Genomic DNA, 26,711 nt, shown 5'->3' with positions numbered 1-26,711 from the left:
TACGGTTGGGTCTCGGGAGGGGAGTCACGGGGGAAGTCTCGGACCGAGCCTCAGGAGGATGCCCTCAGGAGGATTGCTCAGGGGATGCCTCAGGGGGATGCCTCAGGAGGGAAGAGGGATCTTGGGCTTCGCAGAGGCAGCCTTCTTGCCGCGGGGTTTCTTGCCGCCGGTGCCGCTGCTGCCGCCGGTGAAGGCTTCGTACTCCTCGAGCACCTCATCCGTCGGCCCGTCCATGCGCAGCTCGCCGCGTTCCAGCCAGAGCACGCGGTCGCAGGTGTCGCGGATGGACTTGTTGTTGTGGCTGACGAGGAAGACCGTTCCGGCGTGCTTGCGCAGCTCGCGGATGCGGGCCTCGGAGCGCTTCTGGAAGGAGCGGTCGCCGGTGGCCAGCGCCTCGTCGATCAGCAGGACGTCGTGGTCCTTGGCGGCGGCGATGGAGAAGCGCAGCCGGGCCGCCATGCCGGAGGAGTACGTACGCATCGGCAGGGTGATGAAGTCGCCCTTCTCGTTGATGCCCGAGAAGTCGACGATCTCCTCGTAGCGCTCGCGGACCTCCTCGCGGGACATGCCCATGGCCAGCCCGCCGAGATGGATGTTCCGCTCGCCGGTCAGGTCGTTCATCAGGGCCGCGTTCACACCGAGCAGCGAGGGCTGGCCGTGGGTGTAGATCCGCCCGTTCTCCACGGGCAGCAGCCCCGCGACGGCCTTGAGCAGCGTGGACTTGCCCGAGCCGTTGGTGCCGATCAGGCCGATGGCCTCGCCCTTGTACGCGGTGAAGGAGACGCCCCTGACCGCGTGCACCGTGCGGACGCCCGCGGCCTTGGCGGCCCGGCCCGGCCGCAGGATCCGGCTCAGCGCGGCGGTGGCGGTGCCGCGGCCGCTGCCCACGCCGTTGACGCGGTAGACGACGTCGACCCGGTCGACGACGACGGTGGGGACGGGGGACTCGCCGGGACCGGCGGTTGCCGAGGTTCCGGCGGCGCCGGTGGTGTCGCGGGGGGTGTCGGGTGCGGTGTCGGGTGTCTCAGCCACGGCCGTACTGCTCCTCTGCCTGCCAGAAGTAGATGAACCCGCCGACGCCCGCGAGCAGCGCCCAGCCCAGGGCCCAGGCCCACACGTGGTCGGGGAGCTGGCTCGCATGGAAGCTGTCGATGAGCGCGAACCGCATGAGGTCGATGTAGATGGCTGCCGGATTCGCCTCGAGCACGACGCGCACGGCGTCCGGCAGGTTCGTGCGGCTGAGCACGTGCTCGATGCTCCACATCACACCGGACACGTACATCCAGGTGCGCAGCACGAACGGCATCAGCTGGGCGATGTCCGGGGTCTTGCTGCCCATGCGGGCCATGATCAGCGCAAGGCCGGTGTTGAAGGTGAACTGCAGCAGCAGAACGGGGATCACCAGCACCCAGGACAGGGTCGGCGGAACCCCGAAGACGAGCAGGATCACTACCAGCGCGCACATGGAGAACAGCAGCTGCTGGAGCTGCTGCAGGCAGTACGAGATCGGCAGCGCCGCCCGCGGGAAGTGCAGCGCGCGTACGAGACCGAGGCTGCCGGAGATCGCACGGGTGCCGGTCATCACGGAGCTCTGCGTGAACGTGAACACGAAGACGCCGGTGACCAGGAACGGAACGTAGTCCGGGACGCCGTGCTTGGTGTTCATCAGCACGCCGAAGATGAAGTAGTAGACCGCCGCGTTCAGCAGGGGCGTCATGACCTGCCAGAGCTGGCCCAGCTTCGCCTGGCTGTACTGGGCGGTGAGCTTGGCGGTGGCGAACGCGGCGATGAAGTGCCGCCGGTCCCACAGTTGGCGGACGTAGGCGGGCAGCGAGGGGCGCGCGCCGCTGACGGTCAGGCCGTACCGCGCGGCGAGGGCGGCGGCGTCTTCGGCCGGGTGCGCTGTGGGGGGCGCGGTCCGGGGTGCTGGCTGGGGCGCTGGCTGGGGGGTGGCATCGAGGACCTGACTCACGTCGCTGCTTTCACTCGGGTGTCAGGGAGGCTGAGGCGCGTACGACCGATCGAGATGGCCGCGTCGGGACGGGACGCCTGTCGGGACGGGACAGGACGTCGGGACCACACGACCACACAAGACGTCGGGACGGGACCGTTTCGTCGTAACGCCGAGAGTAGGACGCTCTTACGTCGGAACGCAACCGTTTCGTCGTAACGTCCTATGCTGGTCTGTATGACGACGAACGACGCCCAGCAGCGCCGCAGAGCCCCAGCCGGGGCTGCCGTGCTCCGCGAGGATGTGACGGAGGCCATCCGAGCCGCCGTCTTCGAGGAGCTGGCAGCGGTGGGCTACGCCCGTATGTCCATCGAGGGCATCGCGCGCCGCGCGGGCGTCGGCAAGACCGCCGTCTACCGGCGCTGGCGCTCCAAACTGCACCTCGTACTGGACCTGGTCTCGGCGGTGGCGGTGCAGGGTCTGCCGATGCCGGACACGGGGTCGCTCGAGGGCGACCTGCGCCTGCTGTACGAGGTGACGTCGCGCGCCCTGCGCCACCCCGTGGCCTCGCAGATCATCCCGGATCTCCAGGCCGAGGCGGCGCGCAATCCCGACATCGCGCAGGCCATGCAGAAGGCGCTCCGCGAGGGGCAGCACGGAGTGGCGAGCGGCATCCTCCGCTCGGCGGCCGCCCGCGGCGAACTACGTGAGGACGTCGACGAGGACCTCGCCCTCGACCTGATCTCCGGCCCGTTGTACTGGCGGGCCGTGGTCGTCAGGGGCGACCTGTCCAAGGGCTATCTGGCGAGTTTGACGGGGGCCACGGCGGCGGCGTTGCGCGCGCTGTAAGCCCACGGGGAGCGGGGGTCAGGGTGTTCCCGCTGAGTTCTGGGCGGACGGGGCCTAGCCGCGGCCCGCCTCCGGGTGCAGCCGTACCCATCCCTCCCATGCCGACGTGATCATGTCCTGTACGTCGTGCTTCGCCTTCCAGCCCAGTTCCGCTGCGATGCGGTCGGCGGAGGCGACGACCCGGGCCGGGTCGCCGGGGCGGCGCGCCGTCACGGTCGGCGGGGTCCCGTATCCCGTCACCTCGTTGATCCGGTCGATCATCTCGCGGACCGAAACACCCTCGCCCCGGCCGATGTTGAGGGTCAGATCCGTCCCGGGGGCGGCGGCCAGGCGGCGTGCCGTGGCCACATGGGCCTCGGCCAGGTCCACCACGTGGATGTAGTCGCGTACGCATGTGCCGTCCGGCGTCGCGTAGTCCGCACCGAAGATGCGTGGCGCTGCGCCTTCCGTCAGCTTCTCGAAGACCATCGGGACGAGGTTGAAGACGCCCACGTCGGCCAGTTCTGGTGCCGCGGCGCCCGCCACGTTGAAGTAGCGCAACGACGCCGTCGCCAGTCCGTGGGCGCGGCCCGCCGCACGCACCAGCCACTCGCCCACCAGCTTCGTCTCGCCGTACGGGCTCATCGGGAGGCACGGTGTCTCCTCGGTCACCAGGTCCACGTCCGGCATCCCGTACACCGCGGCGGACGAGGAGAACACGAACGACGGGACGGACGCGGCCACCACGGCCTCCAGCAGGACCCGCAGGCCCTCCACGTTCTCGTGGTAGTAGCGCAGCGGCTCGTCCACCGACTCGCCCACCTGCTTCTTCGCCGCCAGGTGCACGACGCCGGTGATGCCGTGCTCGGTGAGTGTCCGGTCCAGGAGGTCGCGGTCCAGGGTCGAGCCGATGACGAGGGGTACGCCGTCGGGGACGCGCTCGGCGATTCCGGTGGACAGGTCGTCGTAGACCACGGCCGACTCGCCGGCCTCGGTCATGGCGCGGACGACGTGCGCCCCGATGTAGCCGGCGCCGCCGGTGATCAGCCAGGTCATGGTCGATGGTCACCTGTCCCGTCGTGTCGTTCGTGCGTACGTATTAGTGAACCAGGCCGCCCGGTCGGCCACCGGGCCGATCACTGGAACAGCCTCGCCGCCCTGCGCCGCGCGACATCCGCCACCCCATGCATCCCCGGTGCCAGCCGCACCGCGAGGGACCCGGAATGGGTGGCGTACGGCTGCACGAGCAGGACGCCTTGGCGGCGACTGAGGAGGACCGAGCGCCGCAGCAGGCCGGGGCCCGCGGCCGCGTGGGCGGTCGTCTCGCGCCGCGTGCCATCGTGGAAACGCAGCCGGAGACGCAGGTCCCAGACGCCGGAGGCCAGCGCCGCCAGGTTCACGAGCACGTCGGCGGACCAGGCGTCCTCGTCGTCGGGGTCCCGGGCGAAGGCGGCCGTCCTGCGCAAGCCGGGACTGCCCCGCTGCCGGTCCACGAACTCGACGTCGACGGACTCGGGCCCCGCGTCCCCCACCCGCCCGTACAGCTCGTGCAGGCGGAGCCGCAGTCGTGTGGCACGCGCGCGTGGCCGCAGTTCCGCGTCGACCGCCACCGGGAGTACGTGCATCGGCCGGAGCAGCAGATGGTCCAGGCTCACCTGGGGCAGGTCGTGTGACCACACCGGAGTGCCGTCGGCGGCCCGTGCGTAGGGGGGCAGCAGCCGCGCCGGGCGGGACGCCAGCTCTTTCAGACGGGGCAGGTCGCGCGGCTCCTCGGAGGCGAGGACGACGCGGGCGACGACGCGGCCGGGGGCTGGGGCCCGTTCGAAGTCGGCCGCGTCGAAGGACTCCAGGTACGCGCGCGTGAGGGCCCACCAGGCGCGGCGGTAGCCGGGGCCGCGCAGCTCCAGTTCGCGCGCGTACATCCGCAGCGGGTGGTCGAGGGAGTAGGCGCGGGCCGCCCGCGCCAGCTTCTTCTCGCCGGCGGCCAGCAGGATCTCGACCGCCTGACGGTGGGCCGCCGTCCGGGCGCGCCAGTTGTCGATACCCGAGCGGTCGAGGGAGATCGACAGCTGTTCGGCGGTCCGGCGGACGTGCCATACGTAGACCGCGTCCCGGATCAGTGCGATGCGTGGCGCGGCAGCGAGCACGCGTGCGCTGAAGACGACGTCCTCGTACGGGAAGCGGCCATCGGGGAAGCGGATCGTGTGCTCGCGCAGGAAGGCGGCGCGGTACAGCTTGCCGACGCAGAGCGCGTCGCGGACGAGGGCAGGGCGCCTCTCCGGACGGGCTACGACGGTGGGTCGCTCGTGGAGCTCGGGCAGCCAGGGCGTCTCGCGGCAGGGGTGCTCGGCGCGGCCCGCGCGCCCTTCGCGGTGCTGCTTGGCGTCGCCGGGCGGCAGTTCGCGGCGTACGCACAGGCCGGACGCGATGTCGGCGCCGTGTGCGACGGCGGCGTTCAGCAGGGCGGTCGCCGCACCCGGCGGCAGTACGTCGTCGCTGTCGAGGAACATCACGTACGGGGACGCGCAGGCGTCGATGCCGTCGTTGCGGGGCGTGCCGCAGCCGCCGCTGTTGGCGGTGCGGCGGATCACCTTCAGGCGCGGGTCCTCGGCGGCGAGCCGCTGCAGGATGTCACCGCTGCCGTCCGCCGAACAGTCGTCGACGGCGATCACCTCGCCGACGGCGGGGCCTTGGCCGAGCGCCGAGCGCACCGCGTCCGTCACGTGGGCCGCGTCGTTGTAGCCGATCACGACGACGCATACCTGTGGCGGATGAGAGGGCGCCAGTTCCATAAGATGAAATCTTAGGTCTTCAGAGCATTTGTCCGGCATGAGGGCCGGCTGTCCGATGTGGGGGGCGACTGGCCCGCCACAGCCGCCGGAAGGACAGCACCGCCGCGGCGATCAGCAGCCCGTTGCGTACGAGCATCACCAGGCAGCCCGTCCAGGTGCCGCCTGTGATCTGCGTGTACAGCACGGGATAGGCCAGCGCGCTCACGCCGGCCGCGGCCGCGAGCAGCGCCGCCACGGGGCGTTGTGTGGTGTGCCGTGAGGTGAGGCAGACCGCGGCGAGGCCGAGGAGCCAGATCATGTACTGCGGGCTGATCACCCGGCTTGTGACGGTGAAGAGCAGGACGGCGCAGAGCGCGGCGTCGTACGGGGTGGCCTCGGTCCACCGGCGGGCGCACAGCCGCCACAGCAGGAGCAGGCAGAAGGCGGCCACGGTGAGCAGCAGCGACAGGGCGGCCACCGTGGACACGTACGGGCCGGTGAACTCCATCGCTCCGAACTGGTATCGCACCTTGCCGGGCCATCCGGCCCGCCGAGCGAGCGCGAGCGCCGTGCCGCCCAGCGACTCGATCTGCACACCGCGCTTGCCCTGTTGGCGCAGGAAGGAGAGCGGGTGCTGGAAGGCGAGGGCCAGGACCAGCAGCAGGGCACCCGCCGAGACCGCCGCCGCGGTCCAGGCCTCTTTGGTGGTACGCCCGCGCGGCGTACCCAGCAGCGTCAGCGCGGGCCAGACCTTCACGAGCGCCCCCGCGGCAGCGAACGCGCCGCACGCGCGCGTGGAGCGTGAGAGGGCCAGCAGCGCGAACACGCCGAGGGCGGTGGCTTGCACGTCGTACCGGACGAGCGGGATGTGCAGGAGCAGCGGGAGGCCGGCAATCCAGAAGACGGCGCCGTGCAGGCTGCGCCCGGGCCGCTTCCCGAGGCGCACGAGCGCGATCGCCACCAGCGCGTCGACGGCGAGCGTGAGCGCGACGAAGGCCTCGAAAAAGGTGAGGGACGGCAGCGCCGGTGACAGCCACGAGGGTGACAGCAGCGCGGGGGAAAGCAGCACGGGCCCGGCGCCAGGTGGGTACTGCCACATCGGGTCGTCCACCGGGAAGCCGCCGTGCGTCAGGGTGACGTACCAGCGGAAATAGTGCTTGTGGACCTCGCGCGAAACACCGCCTCCGCCCAACGGGCCCCATTCGTCGTGCACGAGAAGCCACAGCATGAGCGCGCGTGTCGCTAGCCAGGCGACTGCCAGGCAGACGACCGGGGGCGGGCGCCTGAGGCGCGCCGGGCTCGGCTCGGGCGGCGAGGAGGTACGGGCCTGAGGCATGGGGCGGGTCCGGGACCGGGGCAGCGGGCGCGTCATCGCGGGAAGAGTAAGACGTTCACCTGCCTACCGCCCGATAGGCCGTCAATACCGAGAAAAGGTGAGCTAATACCACAAAATCGGATTCATGTCTGCACAAGCGACTACATCTCGCAAGGAGCTCCTCGACGCGCGGCCCTTTCCGGCCCCGCTCCCCGCGCGGCTGGAGCGGCGGAGGTTCCGCTTGCCGTCCGCGAGGCCGAAGGGGTGCCCGGATGAGCGGCTCACGAGCGGGGAGCCAGCGGGCGGGGAGCAAGCGGGCGGGGAGCCACCAGGCGGGCAGCCGCCGGTTGCTCAGCCCTCGGATACGCAGCCGCCGGGCGGGCGGCCTGTGGCCGAGCGGTCTCGGGGCCGGTGGTCAATGGGCGGGTGGTGGCCGCTGGGTGCGCGGTCTGAACGTCAGCGGTCCTTGGGCGGACGTTCGCGGGGCCGACAGTCCCAGGATCGGTCTCCGGACAAGGACCGGTCTCCGGACAAGGACCGGTCTCCGGACAAAGTCACCACCCCACGTGCCACCGAACCACGTGGTACCGCCCCACGGGGTACCAACCCACGCATCACCGCCCCACGAGTCACCGCAGGGGCGGTCGACTCCCGGCGCGGTATCGCCGCCCGAGTCACCCGCGCGCGGGCCGACGCCACAAGCGGCAATGCCGTCCTGAGCCGCGCCGCCCTCCTGAGCGGCGCGGCTGTCCGGCGGCTCGCCGTCGTACTGCTCCCGGCTCTCGCCATGTTCGGCGTAGGCCTGTGGGGACTCGAGCGCGGCACGATGTGGCGCGACGAAGCGGTCACCTACGAGGTCGCCCAGCGCTCACTGCCGGAGATCTGGCGTCTGCTGCACACCTCGGACGCGGTACACGGCCTGTACTACGCCCTCATGCACTTCGTCCTGGGCGGCCACCCAGGCGAGTTCGCCCTGCGGCTCCCTTCCGTGTGCGCGGCCGCCCTCACGGCAGGCCTCGTCGCCGCCATCGGCGCCCGTCTACGTCTGGCACGCCCGCGTGTCGGCTTGTGGGCGGGGCTGCTCTACGCGGCCACGCCGATGGCCGGCTATTACGCGCAGGAAGGCCGCTCCTACACCATGGTCGCCGCAGGAGCCGCCCTGGCGACGCTGCTCCTGGTGCATGCGGTGCATGCGGTGCATGCGGTGCACGCGGTGGGCGGCGCGGCCCACGCGCGCGTGCGCTGGTGGTTCGCCTATGGCGCGGTCGTCGCGGTCACCGCCCTGATGCACGAACTCTCGATCCTGCTGCTCCTCGCGCACGCGGTGACGCTGCTCGTCTCCCGGGTGCCGCGGCGCGTGTGGTGCGGCTGGGCATGTGCCGCGGTGGCCGCCGTACTGGTACTGCTGCCGCTGGTGCTGGCCTCACAGGGTCAGTCCGGTCAGGTCGCATGGCTGAAAGCGCCCGACGGGGACGACGCGGAATACCTGCTGCGCTCCTTCGCGGGCCCCAGCCAACTCGTCCTGGCCGTCTACCTCGTACTTGCCGCAGTGGCCCTGCGCGCCCCGCTGCCGCGGGCTCGCGGAAGCCGGGCGGCCACGGACGTGGCGCCGACCCGGAGGGGCGGCGCGGTCTCGCGTGTGTCGTCGACCCGCAGGCCCGGCTCGGCCTCGTCGGTGCCGCCGACCGCCCGGGAAGGGGCAGCCGCGCCGGTACCGCCGACTCGTGAGGTCGCGGCACCCTCGCGCATCGCGGCGCCCTCGCGCGTACCGTCGGCTCGCACAGGCGGGACGGCCGCGCGTACGTCGTCGGCCAGTTGGGGCGAACTGTCACTGAACGCGGTGGCCTTGCCGCTCGTCCTGCTGCCGCCCGCCGCCCTGTTCGCCGTCTCTCAGCACTGGCCGCTGTACACCGCGCGCTACGTTCTGTTCGCGCTGGCGGGCGCACCCCTGCTTGCCGCCGCTGGTGCGGAGCGGATCGTTTCGTATGTGGGCCTTTCGGTGGGTGCACGCGTGCGTGTCCACGGCGGGGCCGCCAATCGCGGTGCGACCACGAGAAAGAGCCACAGGACCACCCGAGGCGCAGCGACCACCCGAGGCGCAGCGACCAACCGAGGCACAGCGACCAACCCAGGCACAGCGACTTCACGAGGGGCACTCACCACCGGAGGCGCAGCGACCACCCCAGGCGCAACGGCCACCCGAGGCAAAGCGGCCACCCGGATCGGGGCGCGCCCCTACGCCGGAGCCCTCGCCGGTGTTCTCGCCGTGGCCGTCGCCTTCTGCTGGCAACTGCCGGTGCACCGGCAGGACCGGACGGCCGGACACCGGCCGGACGACCCGGCGGCCGTGGCGGCAGTCGCGGCCCGGTTGGTGAAGCCCGGCGACGCGATTCTGTTCCTGCCGTCGGCAGGGCGGCGCACCGCCCAGACGTACCCGAAGAGCTTCCGAGGCGTGTACGACGTCGCCCTGCAGACGAGCGGACCCGACTCAGGCACCCTCTACGGGGTGGAGGAGGGGCCGGAGCAGCTGTGGCACCGGCTGGCTTTTCTGAACCGGCTGTGGGTGCTGGCCGAGCCCAACGCACTGCGGCCCGAATGGTCCCCGCGGGATCCCACGGAACGGGCGAAACTCATCGCTCTCCAGCAGGAGTTCATGCCGCAAGCGGAGTTCGAACGGCCCGGGGGTGTGCTGCGGCTGTACGTCAGGCAGCAGGCGGCATCGGCAAGCGCCTCGGCGGATACCTCGGTGGGCACGGACTACCCGGAGTACCCGGAGCCGCCGTCGCCGCCCATGGGCCCACAAAGCCGGGCGCAGCCGCAGCTTTCCGTGCCGTAGCAGCACCTGTCGTCATGGCGGGCCACCGAATTCGTCACAGCCCGGGACCCCCTCCAGCGCCGCCGCGTCCAGAGCCAGGGTGAGGCGGTCCAGGCGGGCACGGAGGTCGCTGATCTCCCTGAGGTCGAAACCGGTGGCCGCCGTGATCCGGCGCGGCACCGCCAGGGCCTGCTCGCGCAGGTCGGCGCCCGCGCCGGTGAGATTCACGCGGACGGACCGCTCGTCCTCGGCGCTGCGCTCACGCCGTACGAGACCGGCGGCCTCGAGTCGCTTCAGCAGCGGGGACAGCGTCCCCGAGTCGAGCCGCAGATACTCGCCCAGCCGTTTCACGGGCAGCTCGCCGTGCTCCCACAGCACCAGCATCACCAGGTACTGCGGATAGGTGAGCCCCAGTTCCTTGAGCACGACGCGGTAGACGCTGTTGAAGGCTCGCGAGGCGGCGTTCAGGGAGAAGCAGATCTGCCGGTCGAGGCGGAGGAACTCCTCGGCGGCCACGGCGGACACGGCGGACGGGTCGGACAGATCAGGCAGTGCCTCGGCCTTGTCGGGCACGTCCCGCACGACCCCCTCGGAAGCGGAAAGCGGCGTCTTGGTCATGCCCCCAGGATAGTCCAAGGCAAGCCATTTAGTTGTGCACAACTAAATTGTGTGCTCTAGTAGTGCCTGCAAGGCGGCCGACCGAGCCGCCCGGACACCGCACCCGGACACACAGAGGGATGGTTCTGATGGACGCGCTGTACACCGCCGTCGCCACCGCCAACGGCCGAGAGGGCCGTGCCGTCAGCTCCGACGGCCAGCTGGACCTGCCGCTGGCCATGCCGCCGGCCCTCGGCGGCAACGGCCAGGGCACCAACCCGGAGCAGCTCTTCGCCGCGGGCTACGCCGCGTGCTTCGCCAGCGCCCTCGGCCTGGTCGGCCGCCAGGCGAAGGTCGACACGAGCGATGTGTCGGTGACCGCCGAGGTCGGCATCGGCAAGGACGCCACGAGCTTCGCGCTCGCCGTCACCCTGCGCGTCGAGCTCCCCGACTCCCTCGCCGGCGAGACGGGCGAACTGCTCGTCAAGCAGGCCCACGAGGTCTGCCCCTACTCCAAGGCGACCCGCGGCAACATCCCGGTCGAGCTCGTCGTCGAGTAGGCCGAATAGGTCGAGCAAGTCGAGTAGTCAGCCCGCCGGGCTTCAGCCCGCCGGGCTTCCTCACCTCGAGCTGGACCCCGCCCTCGACACACTCCCGTCGACCTGCGCCAGGACCTCCCCGGTCCGCCCGTTCCGCGCCACCACCACCGCCTCCTCCGGCACCTGTTGGCCCTCGGCGAGCAGGAGCCACCGCACGTGGTACTGGCAGCACGATCGCGGTGCGCTCCGCGCGGGTCGACGGCGGGGCGAGGTAGGCGCGGACTGCCTGCACTCGGCGGCCCCGCTCCCGTTCGTCGAGGGCGGGGATCTGGCCAGGCGGGGGCCACGAGGTTGGGCCCGCAGGCGGCGAGCGACCGCTTCGGCCGGTAGCCGTCGGTCAGGACGACGCCGCCGGGCCGGATGTGCCGCGCTGCCCACTCTCACCTGGGCCCGGCGGCCGCATGCGGCCGCTGCCGCGGCGCGGGGCGGTGGTACCGCGAGCCGAGAGCCGTCCGCCGTTCGGCCGTTGCCGTGGTCACCACTGCAACCGGTGCCTGCTCGACGCCTCAGCGCCCCGTCTTGGGCCTGACCAGTGCCCGGGACACCACCGGCGGCAGCAGCTCGAGCGCGAGACGGCGCGCGCCACGCGGACCGGGGATCGCGTTGATCACGCGGATCACCGGATCGCCATCGATCTTCTCGTCCGCGACGACGCGGTCCACGCGGTCCGCGGCCCAGCTGCGCACCGCCCGCTGGAACGGCTCGGGGTCGCCCCATGTCGCGTACAGCTTGGCCGCCGACAGGCACACCGGCCTCAGACCCTTGGTGAACACGGCCTCCCAGGCGGCGGCGGCCACCCCCGGCACGTGCTCGGTGCGGTAGTCGTCGATCGCGACGACGCCGTGCTTGCGCAGGGCGCTCCGGGCGATGTCGATGTCGCCGCTCATGTCCTCGTACGTGCGTGAGGCGTCGATGTGCACGAAACGGCAGCTGTCCCGCTCGATCCGTGATGCGAGCGCGGTGGTCCTGCCGTGCACGATGACCGGCAGATTCTCGTGAAACGCAAGGTAGTTGGCCTCGAAGGCCTCACGCGTCAGGGTCTGGCGGTAGAAGGCCAGAGTGTCCCGGCGGCTGTACAGCCCGTGCGACTCGACGCCGAACAGGTCGCACACCGTGAACGTTTCTTCAGCGCGCAGATGCTCTCCCAGCAGGATGGCGCTCTTGCCGAGGTAGCACCCCATCTCCAGGAGGTCGCCCGGCTCGGTCGCGGTGGCATCGAGCAGGACGCGGAAGAGGTCCTGGTCGATGGCACGGAACCAGCCTGGTACTTCGTTGAGATTGCGCGCTGTTCCTGGTGCGGTCTGGGTCGTCATGGTGATCAACTCGCTTCGTGATCCGGCCGGACGGCTGGCCCATGGATGGCTCCCCGCCAGTCCGGCGCTCGATCGGGTGAAGCGAACAGACACGGGAAACCGGGGACTCGGACCGTGAACGAGGACGAGGCCTCGGGATTACGGGGCCCATGGGCCTTCCGGGTGAATACGGAAAGTGATTTGCCTACCGGGACACGAGGAATCCGCTGGCGACTGAAGAAACGTATCGCTTAAGTATGTTCATCACTGAAGCGTGGGGGCGTATCCATCGCCATGTGCGGTGCTACGTTCCTCGTCCATGGGCATGAGTATGCGAGCGGCACCGGACTCTACCGACCTACGGAAAGCGCGATTGGTCGTCGCCGGGGCGGTGGTGACGGGCCTGCTCCTCAGGCTGTTCTTCGTTACTACGTCGCGAGGGACGGCGGACGTCCGAATCTTCCACGGATTCGCCAAAGCCATCGATGAATTCGGTCCCGTTCGCATCTACGAGCAGCCGTTGCCCGGACTCCCGCTGTACAACCATCCGCCGCTGACCGGATGGATGTTGCTCGGCATGGACAAGCTCGATGGGCTGGGCATCCCTTTCTCCGCGCTCATTCGCCTGCCGGCGACCCTCGGTGACGCGATCGCCGCCGTGCTCGTCTTCGAAATCGTCCGGCGACGCGCCCGGGTGCGCACCGCGATGGCCTGTGCGTGCGTCGTGGCGCTGAGCCCGCTTCTGATCGCGATCTCGGGCCATCACGGCAACAACGACCCGGTTGCGGTGATGCTCGCGCTCGCTGCGGCCCACCTCCTGGCGGACCGCAAGTGGCCCGTGGCGGCGGGGCTGACCGCTGCGCTCGCCGTGAGCATCAAATTCGTTCCGGTCGTGACCATCCCCGTGCTGCTCGTCGTGGCCGCGCGCGCCGGACGGCCGGTGTTCGTGCGTTTCTGCGCGGCGTTCACCGGGCTGATGGCGCTGATCTGGGGACCTTCCGTGCTGACGGTTCCCGGAGCGCTCAAGGAGAACGTCATCGACTACAGCGGCGGTCGCTGGCATCTCTGGGGCCTCGTCAGGTTCGCCGACTGGCTGGACATGCCGGGAGCCATTGCCTTCGCCCGGGGCCCGGGACACCTGCTTTTCGTGCTGCTCTGCGTGGCGGTCGGGGTCTTGCTCGCCTGGCGGCGGCCGACGGAGGCTCCCGTGGTCGTGGGGCTGACCCTGGCGCTCCTTCTGCTGCTCTCCACGGGCTCCTCCATCCAGTACCTGGCCTGGCCCGCGGCAGCCATGTGCGCAATCGGCCTGTGGGAAGGAGCTGCGTACAACGCGGTGCTCGGAGTCGTCGCCTACCTCGTGTACACGGGACGGTTCGCCACGCGGTGGAGCGAGGCGGCCCTGCTGGTCGCCGCGTTCGGCTGGGCCGTCCTTGCGGCTGGCATCGCCAGCGGCATGTACAGGCTCCTCATCCGGCCGGGCGCCACAGCAGGGAACCACCTCCACGCACTGACGAAGATCGGCGCCCCCCGTTCCGAGAGAGCCTCCGAACTCGCCGACAACTCAGCCAAGTAAGCGCATTTCCAAGCGAAAATGGGGAAGTACCCGTGACGCAAACTCCGACTCCCAGGATCGGCATCCTGGTCGTCGCGTACAACGCCGAGTCGACCCTGGAGAAGACCCTCGACCGCATCCCCGCCGACTTCAGGTCGCGCATCGCCGAGATCCTCATTCTCGACGACGCCAGCCAGGACCAGACCTTCACCGCCGGCTGCCGCTGGTCCCAACTCGAGGGCAGACCCAGGAGTGTCGTCATGCGGCACACCAAGAACCTCGGATACGGCGGAAACCAGAAGGCCGGATACGCACTGGCCATGGAGCGGGGCCTGGACATCGTGGTGCTGCTGCACGGCGACGGGCAGTACGCCCCCGAACTGCTTCCCGAAATGGTGGCGCCCATTGAACGCGGTGAGTGCGAGGCCGTGTTCGGGTCGCGGATGATGGACTCCAAAGGCGCCCTCAAGGGCGGCATGCCGATGTACAAGTGGCTCGGCAACCGCATCCTCACCCGCTGCGAGAACCGGCTGCTCGGGTCGGATCTCACAGAATTCCACTCCGGTTACCGCGCCTACAGCATCGACGCGCTGCGCAGGCTGCCCGTGGACCGGAACACCGACGACTTCGACTTCGACACCCAGATCATCGTCCAGCTGCTCCATGCGGGGATGCGGATCAAGGAGATCCCCATCCCCACCTACTACGGCGACGAGATCTGTTACGTCAACGGAATGCGCTACGCCAAGGACGTCATGAAGGACGTCCTCGAGTACCGGCTCGCGCTGAAAGGTTTCGGCACCTGTCCGTGGATTCCGAAGCCCGCCGAGTACGCCTTCAAGGAGGGCGACGGCTCCTCGCACTCGGTCATCCTCGAGAAGATGCGCGAGCTGCCACCGGGCCGGGTCCTCGACCTGGGCTGCTCAGGTGGGCTGTTCGCGGAGCGTCTCGAAGCGCTCGGGCACGTGGTGACGGGCGTCGACTACATCGAGGTTCCGGGTGTACGCGAACGGTGCTCGCGATTCGTCCTGGCGGACCTGGAAGAGGGACTGCCGGACGAGGTCGGCGTGGGCTACGACTACGTCGTCGCCGGTGACGTCATCGAGCACCTCTCCCGGCCCGAGCGGGTGCTCTCCCAGCTCAGGGAGGTGCTGCGGCCGGGCGGACAGGTGCTGGTGTCCGTGCCCAACTTCGGGCACTGGTACTCCAGGTTGCGCGTCGCGCTCGGAGTCTTCGACTACGACCGCCGCGGCATCCTTGATGAAACGCATCTGCGCTTCTTCACCCGCGGCAGCCTGCGCCGGACGGTCAGGGCGGCGGGATACGACGTCCTCGACGTCGCCGCGACAGGCGCACCCTTCTGGTCCGTTCTCGGCGGAGGGCCCCTCTCGCGGACACTCGGCGCGGTGTCCAGGCTGCTGACCCGCGTCCGGCCGACCGTCTTCGGCTATCAGTACGTCGCATCGCTCACTCCGCATGCGGCCCAAACGATCATCGCGGGGGAGCACATCGATGTCCAAGACCTCCTCAACCGTCAGTTCACCCCGGCCGACGCGACCCAGCAGGCAGGCGTCTGAGGCAGCGTCCGGACCGCTCTCCGTCCCCGAGGCCCGGACCCGGACCGAGATCGTGGCCGGGACAGGGGCGGGCGGTACCGAACCAACCACGAGGAGAAAGCCGTTGAGCCTCCCGAGCCTGGCACTGCTGCTCTTCGCCGTCTTCTCGTCGGCGGCCGGCCAGATCCTCCTCAAACACGGCATGCGCGCGGCCGCGGCCCAGGTCGAGCGCAGGGGCGGATCCATCGCCGTGCACGCCGCAACCAGCCCATGGGTGGTGCTCGGCCTGACGGTGTTCGCCGTCTCGGCGGTGGCCTGGATGTCGACCCTGGCCCGGGTGCCGCTGTCCATCGCCTACCCGTTCAACGCCCTGGGGTATCTGCTGATCGTGCTGGTGAGCGCCACCGTGTTGCACGAGCGGACGTCGCTGTGGACCTGGACGGGATCCGTCATGGTCGTACTGGGCCTCATTACGGTCATGGCGGGGCAGCAGAGCTGAGGAGAAACGTTCCGCTCGGGCACCCGCCGCCCCGCAACCTCTCGTACGGCTTCCCAGTTGTAGGTATTGGTCAATATGGCGAAATGAGAGGTCTGCTCAGATGCGTCCACTGACGATCGAGGGTGCGTGGGCGTGGGAGCCCCGGGTGTTCCCGGACGAGCGCGGCGCCTTCCACGAGTGGTTCAAGGAAGGCCCGTTCCATGAGGGCGCGGGACGGTCCCTGAGCCTCGCCCAGGCCAACTGCTCGGTCTCGCGCAGGGGCGTGCTGCGCGGCATCCACTACGCCGACGTCCCGCCCAGCCAGGCGAAGTACGTCAAGTGCGTGCGCGGCGCGGTGCTCGACGTGATCGTCGACATCCGCGTCGGCTCACCCACGTACAAACAGTGGGAGGCCGTGCGCCTCGACGACGTGGACCACCGCAGCGTGTTCCTCGCCGAGGGTCTCGGCCACGCCTTCATGGCACTGAGCGACGAGGCGACGGTGGTGTACCTCTGCTCGACCCCGTACACGCCGAACCGCGAGCACGGCATCCACCCGCTCGACGAACAGCTCGGCATCGCCTGGCCCGAGGTGTTCGAACCCCTCCTCTCCGCGAAGGACGCCGAGGCGCCCACCCTCGCCGAGGCCGAGCGGGCCGGGCTGCTGCCGCGCTACGAGGACTGCCTGGCGATGTACGCCAGCCACAGTCCCGCACTGCTCGGAGGGTGAGACATGACGGTCAAGGTCAGCGTCGTCGTCCCCGTCTACAACCCCGGCCCGTACATCGAGGAGTGCATCGCCTCGCTGCTGCGTCAGAGCCTCCCTGACGACGAGTACGAAGCGGTCTTCGTGGACGACGGCTCCACGGACGAGACCCCGGCCCGCCTCGACGAACTCGCCGCCCAGCACCCGCACATGCGCGTCGTCCACCAGGAGAACTCCGGGTGGTCGGGCAAGCCCCGAAACGTGGGCATCGAGGCGGCGCGCGGCGAGTTCGTCATGTTCGTCGACAACGACGACTGGCTGGGGGACGAGGCGCTCGAGCGGATGTACGCGTACGGCGTCGAGCACGAAGCGGACGTCGTCATCGGCAAGATGGCGGGCAAGGGCCGACCCGTACCGCTGGAGCTGTTCCGCGTGAACCGGCCGCGGGCCGACGTCATGAACGCGCCGCTGATCGACAGCCTCACCCCGCACAAGATGTTCCGCCGGTCGTTCCTGGACGAGCGCGGGCTGCGTTTCCCGGAGGGGCGGCGGCGGCTCGAGGACCATGTCTTCGTCACCGAGGCGTATCTCACCGCGGGCAGCGTCGCCGTCCTCAGCGACTACGTCTGCTACTACCACGTCAAGCGCGAGGACGCCTCCAACGCCGGCTTCCAGCGCATCGACCCGGTGGGCTACTTCCGCAACCTGCGGGAGGCCCTCGACGTCGTCGAGAAGTACACCGAGCCCGGACCACTGCGGGACAAGCTGTACCGCCGCTGGTTCCGCAACGAGATGATCGAGCGGATGCGCGGCGGCCGGCTGCTCGGCTGGCCGGAGGACTACCGGCACGAGATGTTCCGCGAGATCCACAAGGTGGCCGTGGAGCGCTTCGGGCCCGGCGTCATGACCGGGATGCTGCCCACGCAGCAGGTCGTCGGCGCGCTGATCAAGGCCGACCGCTACCCGGACATCGAGGCGCTCGCCCGGTGGGAGAAGGACATCAGGCCGGGCGCCGAGCTGACCGGCCTGGAGTGGGAAGGCGGCACGCTCCGAGTCGCTTTCACCGGCGAGATGCGCGTCAGCAAGGAGCCGATGACGTTCCTGCGCAAGGGCGAGGAGGGCCTGCTCGACATCCCGATCGAGACGGCGGGCCGGGATGTCGTGGCGCTGCAGGACGCCGACATGTCGGCCCGTACCGGCAAGGCGAAGATCGATCTGGTGGTACGGGAACGCTCGACGGCCGCCGAGTTCTACCAGCCCGTCGAGTTCACCAGACAGCGCATGGACGGCCAGGAGGCGGACCGGTTCAGGCTGGTGCTGCGTGCGACAGCCACGATCGACCCGCAGTCCGCGGCGGGCGGCGCACCGCTGACGCGCGGCATCTGGGACGTCTTCGTTCGGATCCATATCTGCGGCTGGACCAAGGAGACCCGCCTGGGCGCCGTGCGCAGCGAGGCCGCCCGGGCGGGCCGCCGCGCCGCCTTCCTCGGCGAGCCCGCGCGGCTCGTCCTGCCGTACTGGACCGAACCCCACGGCAATCTGTCGCTGGACGTCGGCCAGGCGACCTCGCGATTCGCGTACGACCTCGCGGACCTCGGCGTCCGGGAGGTGCGCGTGGACGGCGCGGATCTGGTGGCGCAACTGCCGGTGCAGGTCGCCGAGGAGACCGAGGCACTGCTCCACCTGTCCGGGAACGCGGGCGCGGAGCGCACGGTGACGGCCCGCGCGGTGGTGACCGCAGCCGAAGGACGCTCCGGGTCGGTGCTGCGCGCCGGGCTCTCCGACCCGGAACTCGCCGAGGGGGACTGGCGGCTGGAGTTGAGCCTGTGTGACGAGCCGGAGCGTCGCACCCGGCTCCCCCTCGTCCTGACCGTCGGCCCCGGAGGCGCGTTCTCCCTGCGTCGCCCGCACGAAGGCGCCGCCCAGCATCCCGTGCCGCCTCCCCGTAAGCCGCGGCCCGGTCTCCTCCGGCGGGCGATGCGCAGGGCGCAGCGGCTCACTGCCCGCTGAGTTCCGCCCTGGGCTCCACCACACACCGACCACGAGGTTCCCATGCTCAAAGTCAGCGTCGTTGTACCCGTCTACAACGCGGGCCCCTATATCGAGAAGTGTGCGGAAACGCTTCTTCGGCAGAGCATCGGCCCGGACGCGTACGAGGTCGTCTACGTCGACGACGGCTCCACCGACGACTCGGCGGAGCGCCTCGACCGGCTCGCGGAACGCCACCCTCATGTGCGCGTCCATCACCAGGAGAACTCCGGCTGGCCGGGCAAGCCGAGGAACGTCGGCGCCCGGATGAGCCGCGGCGAGTACGTGCAGTTCGTCGACCAGGACGACGAACTGGGCCTCGAGGCGCTGGAACGGCTCTACGCACTCGGCAAGCGCAACGGATCCGACATCGTCCTCGGCAAGACGGCGGGCACCATGGCGGGGCCCAGCAACGTCTTCGCCCGCACCATCGACAGGTGCACCGTCGAGACCCACACGCTCTTCGAGAGCCTGACCCCCCACAAGATGTTCCGGCGGGAGTTCCTGCTCGAGAACGAGATCAGGTTCCCGGAGGGGCGGTGCCGGCTCGAGGACCAGCTCTTCATGGCTCACGCCTATTCGGTGGCGAAATGCGTATCGGTCGTGGGCGACTATCCCTGCTACTACTGGATGCGCCGCGAGGACGGCAAGAACACGAGCAGCAGAGGGCTCGTCGTCGACGAGTACTTCGGCTATCTGCGGAAGGTCGTCCAGACCGTCAAGGCCCATACGCCGCCCGGACCGGTGCAGGACAAGATGCTGCGCCGCACGTACCGGGTGGAGATCCTCCGTCAGGTTTCCGAGCCCTACGTACTGAGCAGCCACCGGCAGATCGAGGAGCGCTACGAGGCCGTACGGAAGCTCGTCCTTGAGGAGTTCCCCCCGTCGGTCCTTGCCGGCCTTCCCGCGGTGGCGCGCCTGAGGGGGCACTTGCTGGAGCAGGGGCGTCTCGACGCGCTGTGCCTCCTGGCCGGCCGCACCAAGCAGATGGCGCCCCGTGCCGAACTCGGCAGGCCCCGCTGGCATGAAGGGGCACTCACCGCGCCGGTGCGGCTGCATCTCGTCCATGCCGACGGCAAGCCCCTGACGCTCGTCGAACGCCGGGGACGGCTGCTGCTCGATCCGGTGCTCACCGAGGGACTCCCCGGTGCGGAGGAGTGGGAGGCCGGCGACCCCCTGAATGCCGCCTACGGCGAAATCCGGCTTTCACACAGGGGACAGCACATCGGCTGGTATCCCGAATCGGACTTCGCGGTCCACCTTGAGGATGCGGGTCGCGGCAGGAAGAAGCCCGTGGTGTCCGGAACCATGCGGATCGATCCGCTCACCGCCGCCGGAGGCGGTCCCCTGGAGCGGGGCGTGCACGACGTCTCCGCGTTCTTCCAGTTCCTGGGACTCGGCCGCAGTGCGGCGCTCCGCGGCGACTGGAAGAGCCAGCCGCTCGCCGGACAGGCGGTTCAGGTGGGCACGCCCACCCGCACGGTCATCCCGTACTGGACGGCGAGCCGCCAACTCGCCCTCGACATCGGTGAGTTCTACCACCGGCTGAGCGATGTTCCGGGGCGGGTCACGCTGAGGCAGCGCATTCGCATTCCGGCACCGGTCCGGCGCCCGCTCGGGAAGGCATGGCGCCACGTACGGGGATGAGCCGGAGCCCCCGGTCCCCCGGTCCCCTGCCCGTCTGCCGGGCGGGGGACTACGACCGTTTCGCGGGCTGGGGACCACGGCCGCCCGTGCTGGGGTCCACGGCTGATCTCCCGGGCGGGGTCCACGGCTGTCTCCCGGGCCACGACCCCCTCCCAGGGGGATCAGACCGAGGGGCGGATGCCGGGGATCGCGGCGCTGAGCGCCGCCCGCCAGTCGCGTAGCGGCTCGAGCCCCGCCTCGGCCCAGCGCCAGTGGCCGAGCACGCTGAAGGCCGGGCGCGGTGCCGGGCGGACGTACGCGGTGCTGTCCGTGGGGCGGACACGCGACGGGTCGGCGCCGGCGAGGCGGAAGACCTCGCGCGCGAGGTCGTACCAGGTGGCCTCGCCTGAACTGGTTCCATGAAAGACGCCGACCGCGTCGGGGCGCGTGCCCAGTGAGACGAGCCGCTCGGCGACGTCTCGGGCCCATGTGGGCTGTCCCACCTGGTCGTCGACGACATCGACCGTGTCGCGCTCGCGCTCCAGGCGGAGCATCGTGCGGACGAAGCTCGGTCCGTGGGCGCCGTACAACCAGGCGGTGCGGACCACGGCCGCGCGGTCGGGCAGCACGCTGAGCACGGCCTCCTCGCCCGCCAGCTTGGTGCGGCCGTAGGCGGTGCGCGGGCCAGTCGGGGCATCCTCGGCATACGGAACGGTCGCGTCGCCGGGGAAGACGTAGTCCGTCGAGACGTGAAGCAGGCGCGCGCCGTACGCACGGCACGTCTCGGCAAGCAGCTCCGGACCGTCGGCGTTGACGCGACGGGCCTCCGCCTCCCGGGACTCGGCGTCGTCCACCGCCGTCCAGGCAGCGCAGTTGACGACGACGTCCGGCGCCAAGGCCTTGATCGCGAGCCGGACCTGAGCGGGGTCGGTGATGTCGAGTTCGCGGCGGGTGCGGGCGTCCACCTTCGCGCCCCGCGCGGCCAGCAGATCGACGACCTCTTGGCCGAGCATGCCGCCGGCGCCCGTGACCAGCCACTTCATCGCTGAGCCCCGACAAATGCCCGCGCCTTGAGGGGCTCCCACCAGGCGCGGTTGTCGCGGTACCAGGCCACCGTCTCGGCCAGGCCCTCCGTGAAGGCCTTCCGCGGCCGGTACCCGAGCTCCGTACGGATCTTGGTGCAGTCCACCGAGTAGCGGCGGTCGTGGCCCTTGCGGTCCTCGACGTACTCGACCATGTCCCAGTCGGCGCCGCACGCGTCGAGCAGGCGATCGGTCAGCTCGCGGTTGGAGAGTTCGGTGCCGCCGCCGATGTTGTAGACCTCGCCTGGCCGGCCGCCGGTGCGGACGAGCTCGATGCCCTGGACGTGGTCGTCGATGTGCAGCCAGTCGCGGACGTTGAACCCGTCCCCGTAGAGCGGGACCTTCCGCCCGTCGAGCAGGTTGGTGATGAAGAGAGGGATGACCTTCTCGGGGAACTGGTGGTGCCCGTAGTTGTTCGAGCAGCGGGTCACGCGGACGTCGAGTCCGTGCGTGCGGTGGTAGGCCAGGGCCAGCAGGTCGCTGGATGCCTTGGAGGCGGAGTACGGGGAGTTCGGCGCGAGCGGCTCATACTCCGTCCAGGAACCGGACTCCAGGGATCCGTACACCTCGTCCGTCGAAACGTGCACGAAGCGCCGTGGGGCGTTGTGCAAGGCGGCGTCCAGGAGGGTCTGGGTGCCGAGGACGTTCGTACGGACGAATTCGCCGCCACTGAGGATCGACCGGTCGACATGGGATTCGGCGGCGAAATGCACGATCTCGTCGTGCTCGCCGACGAGTTTGCGCACGAGGTCGGTGTCGCAGATGTCCCCGTGCACGAAGCCGAAGCCGGGGTGGGCGCGAACTGGGTCCAGGTTGGCCGGGTTGCCCGCATAGGTGAGGGCGTCCAGGACCGTGACCTGCACGTCTCCGGGGCCGCCGGGCCCGAGGAGCGCCCGGACGTAGTGCGAGCCGATGAAGCCGGCACCGCCTGTCACCAGGATCTTTGTGGTCGTCATGAGCAGATCTGAACCTTGCTGTGATCACCGAGTACGAATCGGTGGGCGGCGGGCACGCGCGGGGCGGGCGTCACGTCCACCTGGCGGCCGATGAGCGACGCCTCGATACGGCGGACGCCGCGCACGGAGGCTCCGGTGAGGACGATGGAGTACTCGATCTCGCTGTCGTCGACGGCGCAATCGGCGGCGATGGATGTGAAAGGACCGACGTACGAGTCCGTGACGGTCGCGCCCGCGCCCACCACGGCGGGGCCGACAATGCGGGAGCGCCGCACCCGGGCGCCTTTCTCGATACGCACCCGGCCGATGATCTCACTTTCGGAGTCGACGTCCCCGGCCTGTTCCGGCTCGAGGACTTCCAGCACCGAGCGGTTCACCTCGAGCATGTCCGTGACATTGCCCGTGTCTTTCCAGTAACCGGTGATGGTGGTCGAGCGGACGTTTTTCCCGTTCCCGATCAGCCACTGAATGGCATCTGTGATCTCCATCTCGCCGCGGGCCGACGGCTCGATGGAGCGTACGGCCTCGTGGACCAGCGGTGTGAAAAGGTAGACGCCGACGAGAGCGAGGTCGCTCTTGGGATGCTGCGGCTTCTCCTCCAGCGCGATGACGTTCCCGGAGAGATCGAGTTCGGCGACGCCGAAGGCCGACGGGTCACTGACGGGGGTCAGCATGATGTGGGCATCGGGACGCTCTTCACGGAACGCGTCGACGATCTCCGTGATGCCGCCCACGATGAAATTGTCACCGAGGTACATGACGAAGTCGTCGTCGCCGAGGAAATCCCGGGAGATCAGCACGGCGTGGGCCAGACCGAGCGGACGTACCTGGTGGATGTAGGTCACCCGGATACCGAACTGCGAGCCGTCACCGACCGCCTCGCGAATCTCGCCGGACGTCTCGCCGACGACGATGCCGACATCGCGGATACCGGCCTCGGCGAGGGATTCGAGCCCGTAGAACAGCACGGGTTTGTTCGCTACCGGCACCAACTGCTTGGCGGAGGTATGGGTGATCGGGCGAAGCCGGGTTCCCGAACCTCCGGCCAGTACGAGTGCTTTCATGGGGCGCATGACTGGTCAACGACTCCCTGAGTTCTGAGTTGTGCTGGACGTTGCTGTCGCCGATTCCTCGACGGGTGGTTGCTGGGGCACGACCTGGGTTGCCCATGCGGGAACGGATTCCGCTCCGTGGGTGAGACGTTGGACCGCCCTGTTGAAACGGGTCATCGAATCCGGCTCGTCGGGGCCGAGCAGATAGTGCTGTACGTCCGCGCGGGTTTCCCGCATGGTGTCGGGCTCCTTTCCGGCGGCGACCAGCAGCACGTCATGCAGCCCCGACGCGTCCGGAGTGAGGACGAATGCCCCCAGGGCCGCCGTATAACGGCGCCGGAATTCCTGCTCGCCCAGCTCGGCGCCGTCGACGATGGCGTACGGCTTTCCGCTCGCGACGAAATCGGAGACGACGCTGGAGATGTCGGAGACGAGCAGGTCGCACTCGTTGAAGCACGAGTACAGATGTGGGCCGTCCGCATCGATCACGATGTGCTGCTCCGGGGCGTGGGAGGCCCAGAACAGCGCGTCCCGGCGCTCCCTAAGACTTTCCAGGACGCCGGCGTCCTCCGCGGTCAGCAGGGAGTCACGAGCGCGCTCGGCCTCGTCCGCCCGCGCTCGGCCCGGCGCCTGGGCCGAGCGCCACTGCGCCTCGACGCGCAGGCGTTCGGCCGTGAGCAGGGGGTCCGCGGGCGCGGCGGGGCGGGCGGCGTTGGCCTCCTGCAGCAGGGCCACGATGCGCTCGTGCGCCTGCTTCGCCCTCGGGTCCCGTACACCCGTGTAGGGGTGCGGCTTGTACAGGATGCGCACCTCGACGGGGGCGGCGAGCAGCGCCTTGATGATCAACTCACCCGAATCCGTGAGCGAGGTGACGCCCGGCTCCGGCTCCCAGCTCTCCCAGGTCGGCGCGTACAGAACGGTCAGCGGCGTGCGGGCCTCCTCCACCGCCCGCCGGACCGGGGCGAGTTGCGGCCTGCCCACCTCGACGATGTCCTCGTCCCGTACGCCCACGTCCGCACCCGCCCAGCGGTCGCGCCCGGCCCGGCCTGCCGTCCACACCTCGTCGTAGACCTTGGCGTACGGGTTGACCGACGCCTGCTTGTCGCTGTCGCCGTGGCCGATGAAGACGTGCCTGGCGGTCGGGATGCGGAGCATGTGGATGTTCGGCCCGACGTTGGACGCGTAGAACACCACGCGTGCGGAGCTGAAGTCGAGGCTCATCACGTGGTTCGCGTTCGACACGCACATCACTGGCAGCGTTGTGGGGGCCAGATCGGCGAGGATGTGGCGCTCACGCAGGAGAACCATCGCGCGGGCGTCCAGCGCCTCCAGCGTCTTGAGCCACATGTTGATCTGGTAGGCGGAGGACTTCATGCCGCTGAAGTAGAGGACCACCGTGGGCCGGTTCTCCTGCAGCCAGTGGTCGGCGAAGGCGAGGACCCGTTTGTCGTCGGGCGTGGTCCGGGCCTCCAGGAAGGCCGGCAGCAGCGCCATGTCATAGGCGATGACCAGGGTGACGGTGGCGGCACAGCCCACCGTCCCGGCTGCCGTGCTTCCCGTCGCGACCCACGCGAGGAGTCCCGCGACAGCGGGCACGTCGGCATGCATGATCTTCTCGAATCCCCTGAGCGTGAGCAGCGGCGAAGGGGTGTCCGGGATACGCAGCGGCCCCAGGTCGATGTTCCGGGTCACCACAGGGAGCCTGCGGGCCCGCTTGATGAGCGTCAGGAGCAGGCTCTGCGGCGCCTGGAGCACGTAGAAGAGGACGAAGGTGGTGGCCGCGAGCAGGACGGGGGCGTCCGCGCGCGCGAGCAGCACCACGAGGAGCAGCTGGCGGACGACGAAGCGCAGGGTCAGGCCGACACGGGCCGTGCGCATCGCCGTGAAGAGCCAGGTGCCGGCCTCACCGATGCGCCAGTCGGCGGCGTAACTCACGGCAGCGGCACTTCCGAAGAGCCACGGGTCGCCCAGTGCGGCTGCCAGGGCCAGCGTCGGATAGGCGAGCAGGAAGCCGATCGAGGAGAAGGGGCGCTCGGAGAGCAGTTTCGCGATCACCGTGCAGCGCTCCCCACGGACGACTCGAGGCGGACGTCGATGACCTGGCCGGTGCGGCCGGACAGCAGCACGTCGATCGATGTCCGGGCGACCGCCTCCGACGTCAGCAGGGAGTCCGCGGGCTCGTCGCCGAAGGCCCGCACCCGCATCGGGGTGCGGGTCCGCTCCGGGTTCACGCAGTTGACCCGGATGCCGTCGGTCGCCCACTCGTCGGCCAGCGCCTGCGTGAGGTTGACCATGGCCGCCTTGGAGGACGAGTACAGGCTGTACTCCGCGCGCCCGCGCGTGTAGCTGCTGGAGGTGTACAGCAGCAGATGGCCCCGGCTGGCGGCGAGGTACCTGTGTGCCGCCTTTGCGATCTGCACAGGAGCCAGGTAGTTGACCTCGAGGGCCTCGCGGATGGCCGCGTCGGAGCACTCGTTGAGACGGCCGACGCGCAGGACGGCGGCCGTGTTGACGACGTAGTCGATCCGGCCGGCCACCGCATGCGCCTCGGCGAGCGCCTTCTCGATCTGCTCGGCGTTCTCGATATGCACGCCGGTGGTGCTGCGCCCGTGTGCGAAGACCGTGGCCCCGTACCGCTCGGCCAGGGCGGCGATGTCGGCGCCGATGCCGTACGAGCCCCCGAAGACGACCAGCGACTTGCCCGCGAGCAGCCGGCGGTAGCCGTCTTCGTCGGCCTGCGGCGGCACGGTGTGCGAGGAGAGCTGGAAGAGCTTGTCGGCGATGTGGATGTCGACCGGCTCGGTCACCTTCATGTTGTGCGCCTCGCCCCGGACGACATGGATCGGCACATCAGGCAGGTAGTTGAGGACCACGGAGCAGTCGTCGGTCGCGCGGAAGGACGGGTCCGAGGAGGCGATCTCATACGCCCTGCGGATCGTCGACAGGCTGAAGGCCTGAGGTGTCTGGCCCCGGCGCAGCCGGCCGCGGTCCGGGATGTCGGTGATGTACTCGCCGTCCGCGCCGTGCGTGCGCGTGACGATGATGGTGTCCGCGGTGGGAATGGCCACGTCGACGGCGTCGTGGGTGTCGAGGGCGGCGATGCAGTCGGCGACGATCCGCTGAGAGAGCAGAGGGCGTACGGCGTCGTGGAAGAGGACTTTCTGGTCCTCCCCTTCGGGGATCCGGGCCGTCAGGAAGCCGATGGCGCGCTCGGTGGTCTCGTTGCGTGTGGCCCCGCCCTCCAGCACGCGCACGATCTTGGTGAATCCTTTCTTCGCGACGATCTCCTCAGCCCGCCCCACGTATCCGGGCGTCATCATCAGCAGGACCTCGTCCACGCCCGGGGCTTCCTCGAAGATCCCGAGAGTGTGCTCGAGGACGCTCCTCCCCGCGATCTTGACGAACTGTTTGGGGAGGGCGAGGCCCACGCGCTGTCCGGTGCCTCCGGCGAGGACGACAGCAGTGGTACGCATCGGTGCCATGGGGAGGTACGTGATCCTTCCGTGC

21 protein-coding genes and 1 pseudogene are annotated in these 26,711 nt (G+C 69.9%); 9 read left to right on the top strand and 13 right to left on the bottom strand.

Features of this window, described 5'->3' with window-relative positions; all coding sequences use genetic code 11:
* Positions 1-102: 102 nt before the first annotated feature.
* Both ACSMXV_RS17730 and ACSMXV_RS17725 read right to left on the bottom strand, forming a co-directional pair.
* The gene (locus tag ACSMXV_RS17730) at positions 103-888 is read right to left on the bottom strand and encodes an ABC transporter ATP-binding protein (RefSeq protein WP_473178975.1); all 786 of its coding nucleotides are present in this window, start codon (positions 886-888) and stop codon (positions 103-105) included.
* Between the two features lie 136 nt (positions 889-1,024).
* Positions 1,025-1,972 carry an ABC transporter permease gene (locus ACSMXV_RS17725; protein WP_473178554.1) on the bottom strand — a complete coding sequence of 316 codons (948 nt, stop codon included), beginning with the start codon at positions 1,970-1,972 and terminating at the stop codon, positions 1,025-1,027.
* 216 nt (positions 1,973-2,188) lie between these two features.
* Here ACSMXV_RS17725 and ACSMXV_RS17720 point away from each other — a divergent pair, with 216 nt between their 5' ends.
* Positions 2,189-2,800 carry a TetR/AcrR family transcriptional regulator gene (locus tag ACSMXV_RS17720; protein ID WP_374064397.1) on the top strand — a complete coding sequence of 204 codons (612 nt, stop codon included), beginning with the start codon at positions 2,189-2,191 and terminating at the stop codon, positions 2,798-2,800.
* A 54-nt stretch (positions 2,801-2,854) separates the two neighbouring features.
* Here the strand turns inward: ACSMXV_RS17720 and galE are convergent, their stop codons facing one another.
* The 3 genes from galE to ACSMXV_RS17705 form a co-directional block, all read right to left on the bottom strand.
* Positions 2,855-3,835, bottom strand: a complete 981-nt coding sequence (gene galE, locus ACSMXV_RS17715; protein WP_473178553.1) for a UDP-glucose 4-epimerase GalE — start codon at positions 3,833-3,835, stop codon at positions 2,855-2,857.
* An 80-nt stretch (positions 3,836-3,915) separates the two neighbouring features.
* Positions 3,916-5,571 (bottom strand): glycosyltransferase family 2 protein, encoded by a 1,656-nt coding sequence (locus ACSMXV_RS17710; protein WP_473178552.1) that lies wholly within the window; start codon positions 5,569-5,571, stop codon positions 3,916-3,918.
* Between the two features lie 19 nt (positions 5,572-5,590).
* A complete protein-coding gene (locus ACSMXV_RS17705) occupies positions 5,591-6,778 on the bottom strand; it encodes a glycosyltransferase 87 family protein (RefSeq protein ID WP_473178551.1) in 1,188 nt (395 codons plus the stop codon).
* A gap of 874 nt (positions 6,779-7,652) precedes the next feature.
* Here ACSMXV_RS17705 and ACSMXV_RS17700 point away from each other — a divergent pair.
* Positions 7,653-9,701 (top strand): glycosyltransferase family 39 protein, encoded by a 2,049-nt coding sequence (locus ACSMXV_RS17700; protein ID WP_473178550.1) that lies wholly within the window; start codon positions 7,653-7,655, stop codon positions 9,699-9,701.
* Positions 9,702-9,713: 12 nt separating this feature from the next.
* Here ACSMXV_RS17700 and ACSMXV_RS17695 read toward each other — a convergent pair whose 3' ends face one another.
* The gene (locus ACSMXV_RS17695) at positions 9,714-10,298 is read right to left on the bottom strand and encodes a MarR family winged helix-turn-helix transcriptional regulator (RefSeq protein ID WP_473178549.1); all 585 of its coding nucleotides are present in this window, start codon (positions 10,296-10,298) and stop codon (positions 9,714-9,716) included.
* 128 nt (positions 10,299-10,426) lie between these two features.
* Between ACSMXV_RS17695 and ACSMXV_RS17690 the strand changes: the two genes are divergently transcribed.
* Complete coding sequence (locus tag ACSMXV_RS17690; RefSeq protein ID WP_181660463.1) at positions 10,427-10,837, top strand: organic hydroperoxide resistance protein; 411 nt, start codon at positions 10,427-10,429, stop codon at positions 10,835-10,837.
* 60 nt (positions 10,838-10,897) lie between these two features.
* Here the strand turns inward: ACSMXV_RS17690 and ACSMXV_RS17685 are convergent.
* Both ACSMXV_RS17685 and ACSMXV_RS17680 read right to left on the bottom strand, forming a co-directional pair.
* Positions 10,898-11,253, bottom strand: a pseudogene (locus tag ACSMXV_RS17685) (hypothetical protein); the annotation flags it as partial.
* Between the two features lie 129 nt (positions 11,254-11,382).
* Entirely contained in the window at positions 11,383-12,189 is an 807-nt protein-coding gene (locus ACSMXV_RS17680) for a class I SAM-dependent methyltransferase (protein WP_473178548.1), read from the bottom strand.
* A 352-nt stretch (positions 12,190-12,541) separates the two neighbouring features.
* Between ACSMXV_RS17680 and ACSMXV_RS17675 the strand changes: the two genes are divergently transcribed.
* From ACSMXV_RS17675 to ACSMXV_RS17650, 6 genes are all read left to right on the top strand, one after another.
* Positions 12,542-13,741: a glycosyltransferase family 39 protein gene (locus ACSMXV_RS17675; RefSeq protein ID WP_473178547.1), complete on the top strand. Its 1,200-nt coding sequence runs from the start codon at positions 12,542-12,544 to the stop codon at positions 13,739-13,741.
* Positions 13,742-13,773: 32 nt separating this feature from the next.
* Positions 13,774-15,297, top strand: coding sequence for a methyltransferase domain-containing protein (locus ACSMXV_RS17670; protein WP_473178546.1), 1,524 nt, complete (start codon positions 13,774-13,776; stop codon positions 15,295-15,297).
* Positions 15,298-15,400: 103 nt separating this feature from the next.
* Positions 15,401-15,775 carry a DMT family transporter gene (locus ACSMXV_RS17665; protein ID WP_181862438.1) on the top strand — a complete coding sequence of 125 codons (375 nt, stop codon included), beginning with the start codon at positions 15,401-15,403 and terminating at the stop codon, positions 15,773-15,775.
* A 100-nt stretch (positions 15,776-15,875) separates the two neighbouring features.
* The gene (rfbC, locus tag ACSMXV_RS17660; protein WP_473178545.1) at positions 15,876-16,484 is read left to right on the top strand and encodes a dTDP-4-dehydrorhamnose 3,5-epimerase; all 609 of its coding nucleotides are present in this window, start codon (positions 15,876-15,878) and stop codon (positions 16,482-16,484) included.
* A gap of 3 nt (positions 16,485-16,487) precedes the next feature.
* On the top strand, positions 16,488-18,470 hold the full coding sequence (locus ACSMXV_RS17655; RefSeq protein ID WP_473178544.1) for a glycosyltransferase family 2 protein: 1,983 nt from the start codon (positions 16,488-16,490) through the stop codon (positions 18,468-18,470).
* A gap of 42 nt (positions 18,471-18,512) precedes the next feature.
* Positions 18,513-20,135, top strand: coding sequence for a glycosyltransferase family 2 protein (locus ACSMXV_RS17650; RefSeq protein ID WP_473178543.1), 1,623 nt, complete (start codon positions 18,513-18,515; stop codon positions 20,133-20,135).
* Between the two features lie 161 nt (positions 20,136-20,296).
* Here the strand turns inward: ACSMXV_RS17650 and rfbD are convergent, their stop codons facing one another.
* From rfbD to ACSMXV_RS17625, 5 genes are read right to left on the bottom strand one after another with little or no spacing between them, the layout of a single operon-like run.
* A complete protein-coding gene (gene rfbD / locus ACSMXV_RS17645) occupies positions 20,297-21,157 on the bottom strand; it encodes a dTDP-4-dehydrorhamnose reductase (RefSeq protein ID WP_473178542.1) in 861 nt (286 codons plus the stop codon).
* Positions 21,154-22,152, bottom strand: coding sequence for a dTDP-glucose 4,6-dehydratase (rfbB, locus tag ACSMXV_RS17640; RefSeq protein ID WP_473178541.1), 999 nt, complete (start codon positions 22,150-22,152; stop codon positions 21,154-21,156). The genes rfbD and rfbB overlap by 4 nt, the downstream gene beginning before the upstream one ends.
* A complete protein-coding gene (locus ACSMXV_RS17635; RefSeq protein ID WP_473178974.1) occupies positions 22,149-23,216 on the bottom strand; it encodes a glucose-1-phosphate thymidylyltransferase in 1,068 nt (355 codons plus the stop codon). The genes rfbB and ACSMXV_RS17635 overlap by 4 nt, the downstream gene beginning before the upstream one ends.
* Before the next feature lie 15 nt (positions 23,217-23,231).
* Positions 23,232-25,259: a hypothetical protein gene (locus ACSMXV_RS17630; RefSeq protein WP_473178540.1), complete on the bottom strand. Its 2,028-nt coding sequence runs from the start codon at positions 25,257-25,259 to the stop codon at positions 23,232-23,234.
* Positions 25,256-26,686 (bottom strand): D-ribitol-5-phosphate cytidylyltransferase, encoded by a 1,431-nt coding sequence (locus ACSMXV_RS17625; protein ID WP_473178539.1) that lies wholly within the window; start codon positions 26,684-26,686, stop codon positions 25,256-25,258. Before ACSMXV_RS17625 ends, ACSMXV_RS17630 begins: the two co-directional genes overlap by 4 nt.
* Between the last annotated feature and the right edge of the window lie 25 nt (positions 26,687-26,711).

This window comes from Streptomyces sp. DSM 42067 (assembly GCF_055792885.1).
The sequence above is the reverse complement of the archived record's forward strand: the minus strand, read 5'-3'. Positions and strand labels throughout refer to the sequence as shown.

Coding starts and splice junctions, on each gene's coding strand:
- ACSMXV_RS17720 (WP_374064397.1), top strand. CDS start 2,189: ATGACGACGAACGACGCCCAGCAGCGCCGCAGAGCCCCAGCCGGGGCT.
- ACSMXV_RS17700 (WP_473178550.1), top strand. CDS start 7,653: ATGTTCGGCGTAGGCCTGTGGGGACTCGAGCGCGGCACGATGTGGCGC.
- ACSMXV_RS17710 (WP_473178552.1), bottom strand. CDS start 5,571: ATGGAACTGGCGCCCTCTCATCCGCCACAGGTATGCGTCGTCGTGATC.
- rfbB (WP_473178541.1), bottom strand. CDS start 22,152: ATGACGACCACAAAGATCCTGGTGACAGGCGGTGCCGGCTTCATCGGC.
- ACSMXV_RS17695 (WP_473178549.1), bottom strand. CDS start 10,298: ATGACCAAGACGCCGCTTTCCGCTTCCGAGGGGGTCGTGCGGGACGTG.
- rfbD (WP_473178542.1), bottom strand. CDS start 21,157: ATGAAGTGGCTGGTCACGGGCGCCGGCGGCATGCTCGGCCAAGAGGTC.
- ACSMXV_RS17655 (WP_473178544.1), top strand. CDS start 16,488: ATGACGGTCAAGGTCAGCGTCGTCGTCCCCGTCTACAACCCCGGCCCG.
- ACSMXV_RS17650 (WP_473178543.1), top strand. CDS start 18,513: ATGCTCAAAGTCAGCGTCGTTGTACCCGTCTACAACGCGGGCCCCTAT.
- ACSMXV_RS17705 (WP_473178551.1), bottom strand. CDS start 6,778: ATGCTGTGGCTTCTCGTGCACGACGAATGGGGCCCGTTGGGCGGAGGC.
- ACSMXV_RS17680 (WP_473178548.1), bottom strand. CDS start 12,189: ATGACGACCCAGACCGCACCAGGAACAGCGCGCAATCTCAACGAAGTA.
- ACSMXV_RS17635 (WP_473178974.1), bottom strand. CDS start 23,216: ATGAAAGCACTCGTACTGGCCGGAGGTTCGGGAACCCGGCTTCGCCCG.
- ACSMXV_RS17625 (WP_473178539.1), bottom strand. CDS start 26,686: ATGGCACCGATGCGTACCACTGCTGTCGTCCTCGCCGGAGGCACCGGA.
- galE (WP_473178553.1), bottom strand. CDS start 3,835: ATGACCTGGCTGATCACCGGCGGCGCCGGCTACATCGGGGCGCACGTC.
- rfbC (WP_473178545.1), top strand. CDS start 15,876: ATGCGTCCACTGACGATCGAGGGTGCGTGGGCGTGGGAGCCCCGGGTG.
- ACSMXV_RS17690 (WP_181660463.1), top strand. CDS start 10,427: ATGGACGCGCTGTACACCGCCGTCGCCACCGCCAACGGCCGAGAGGGC.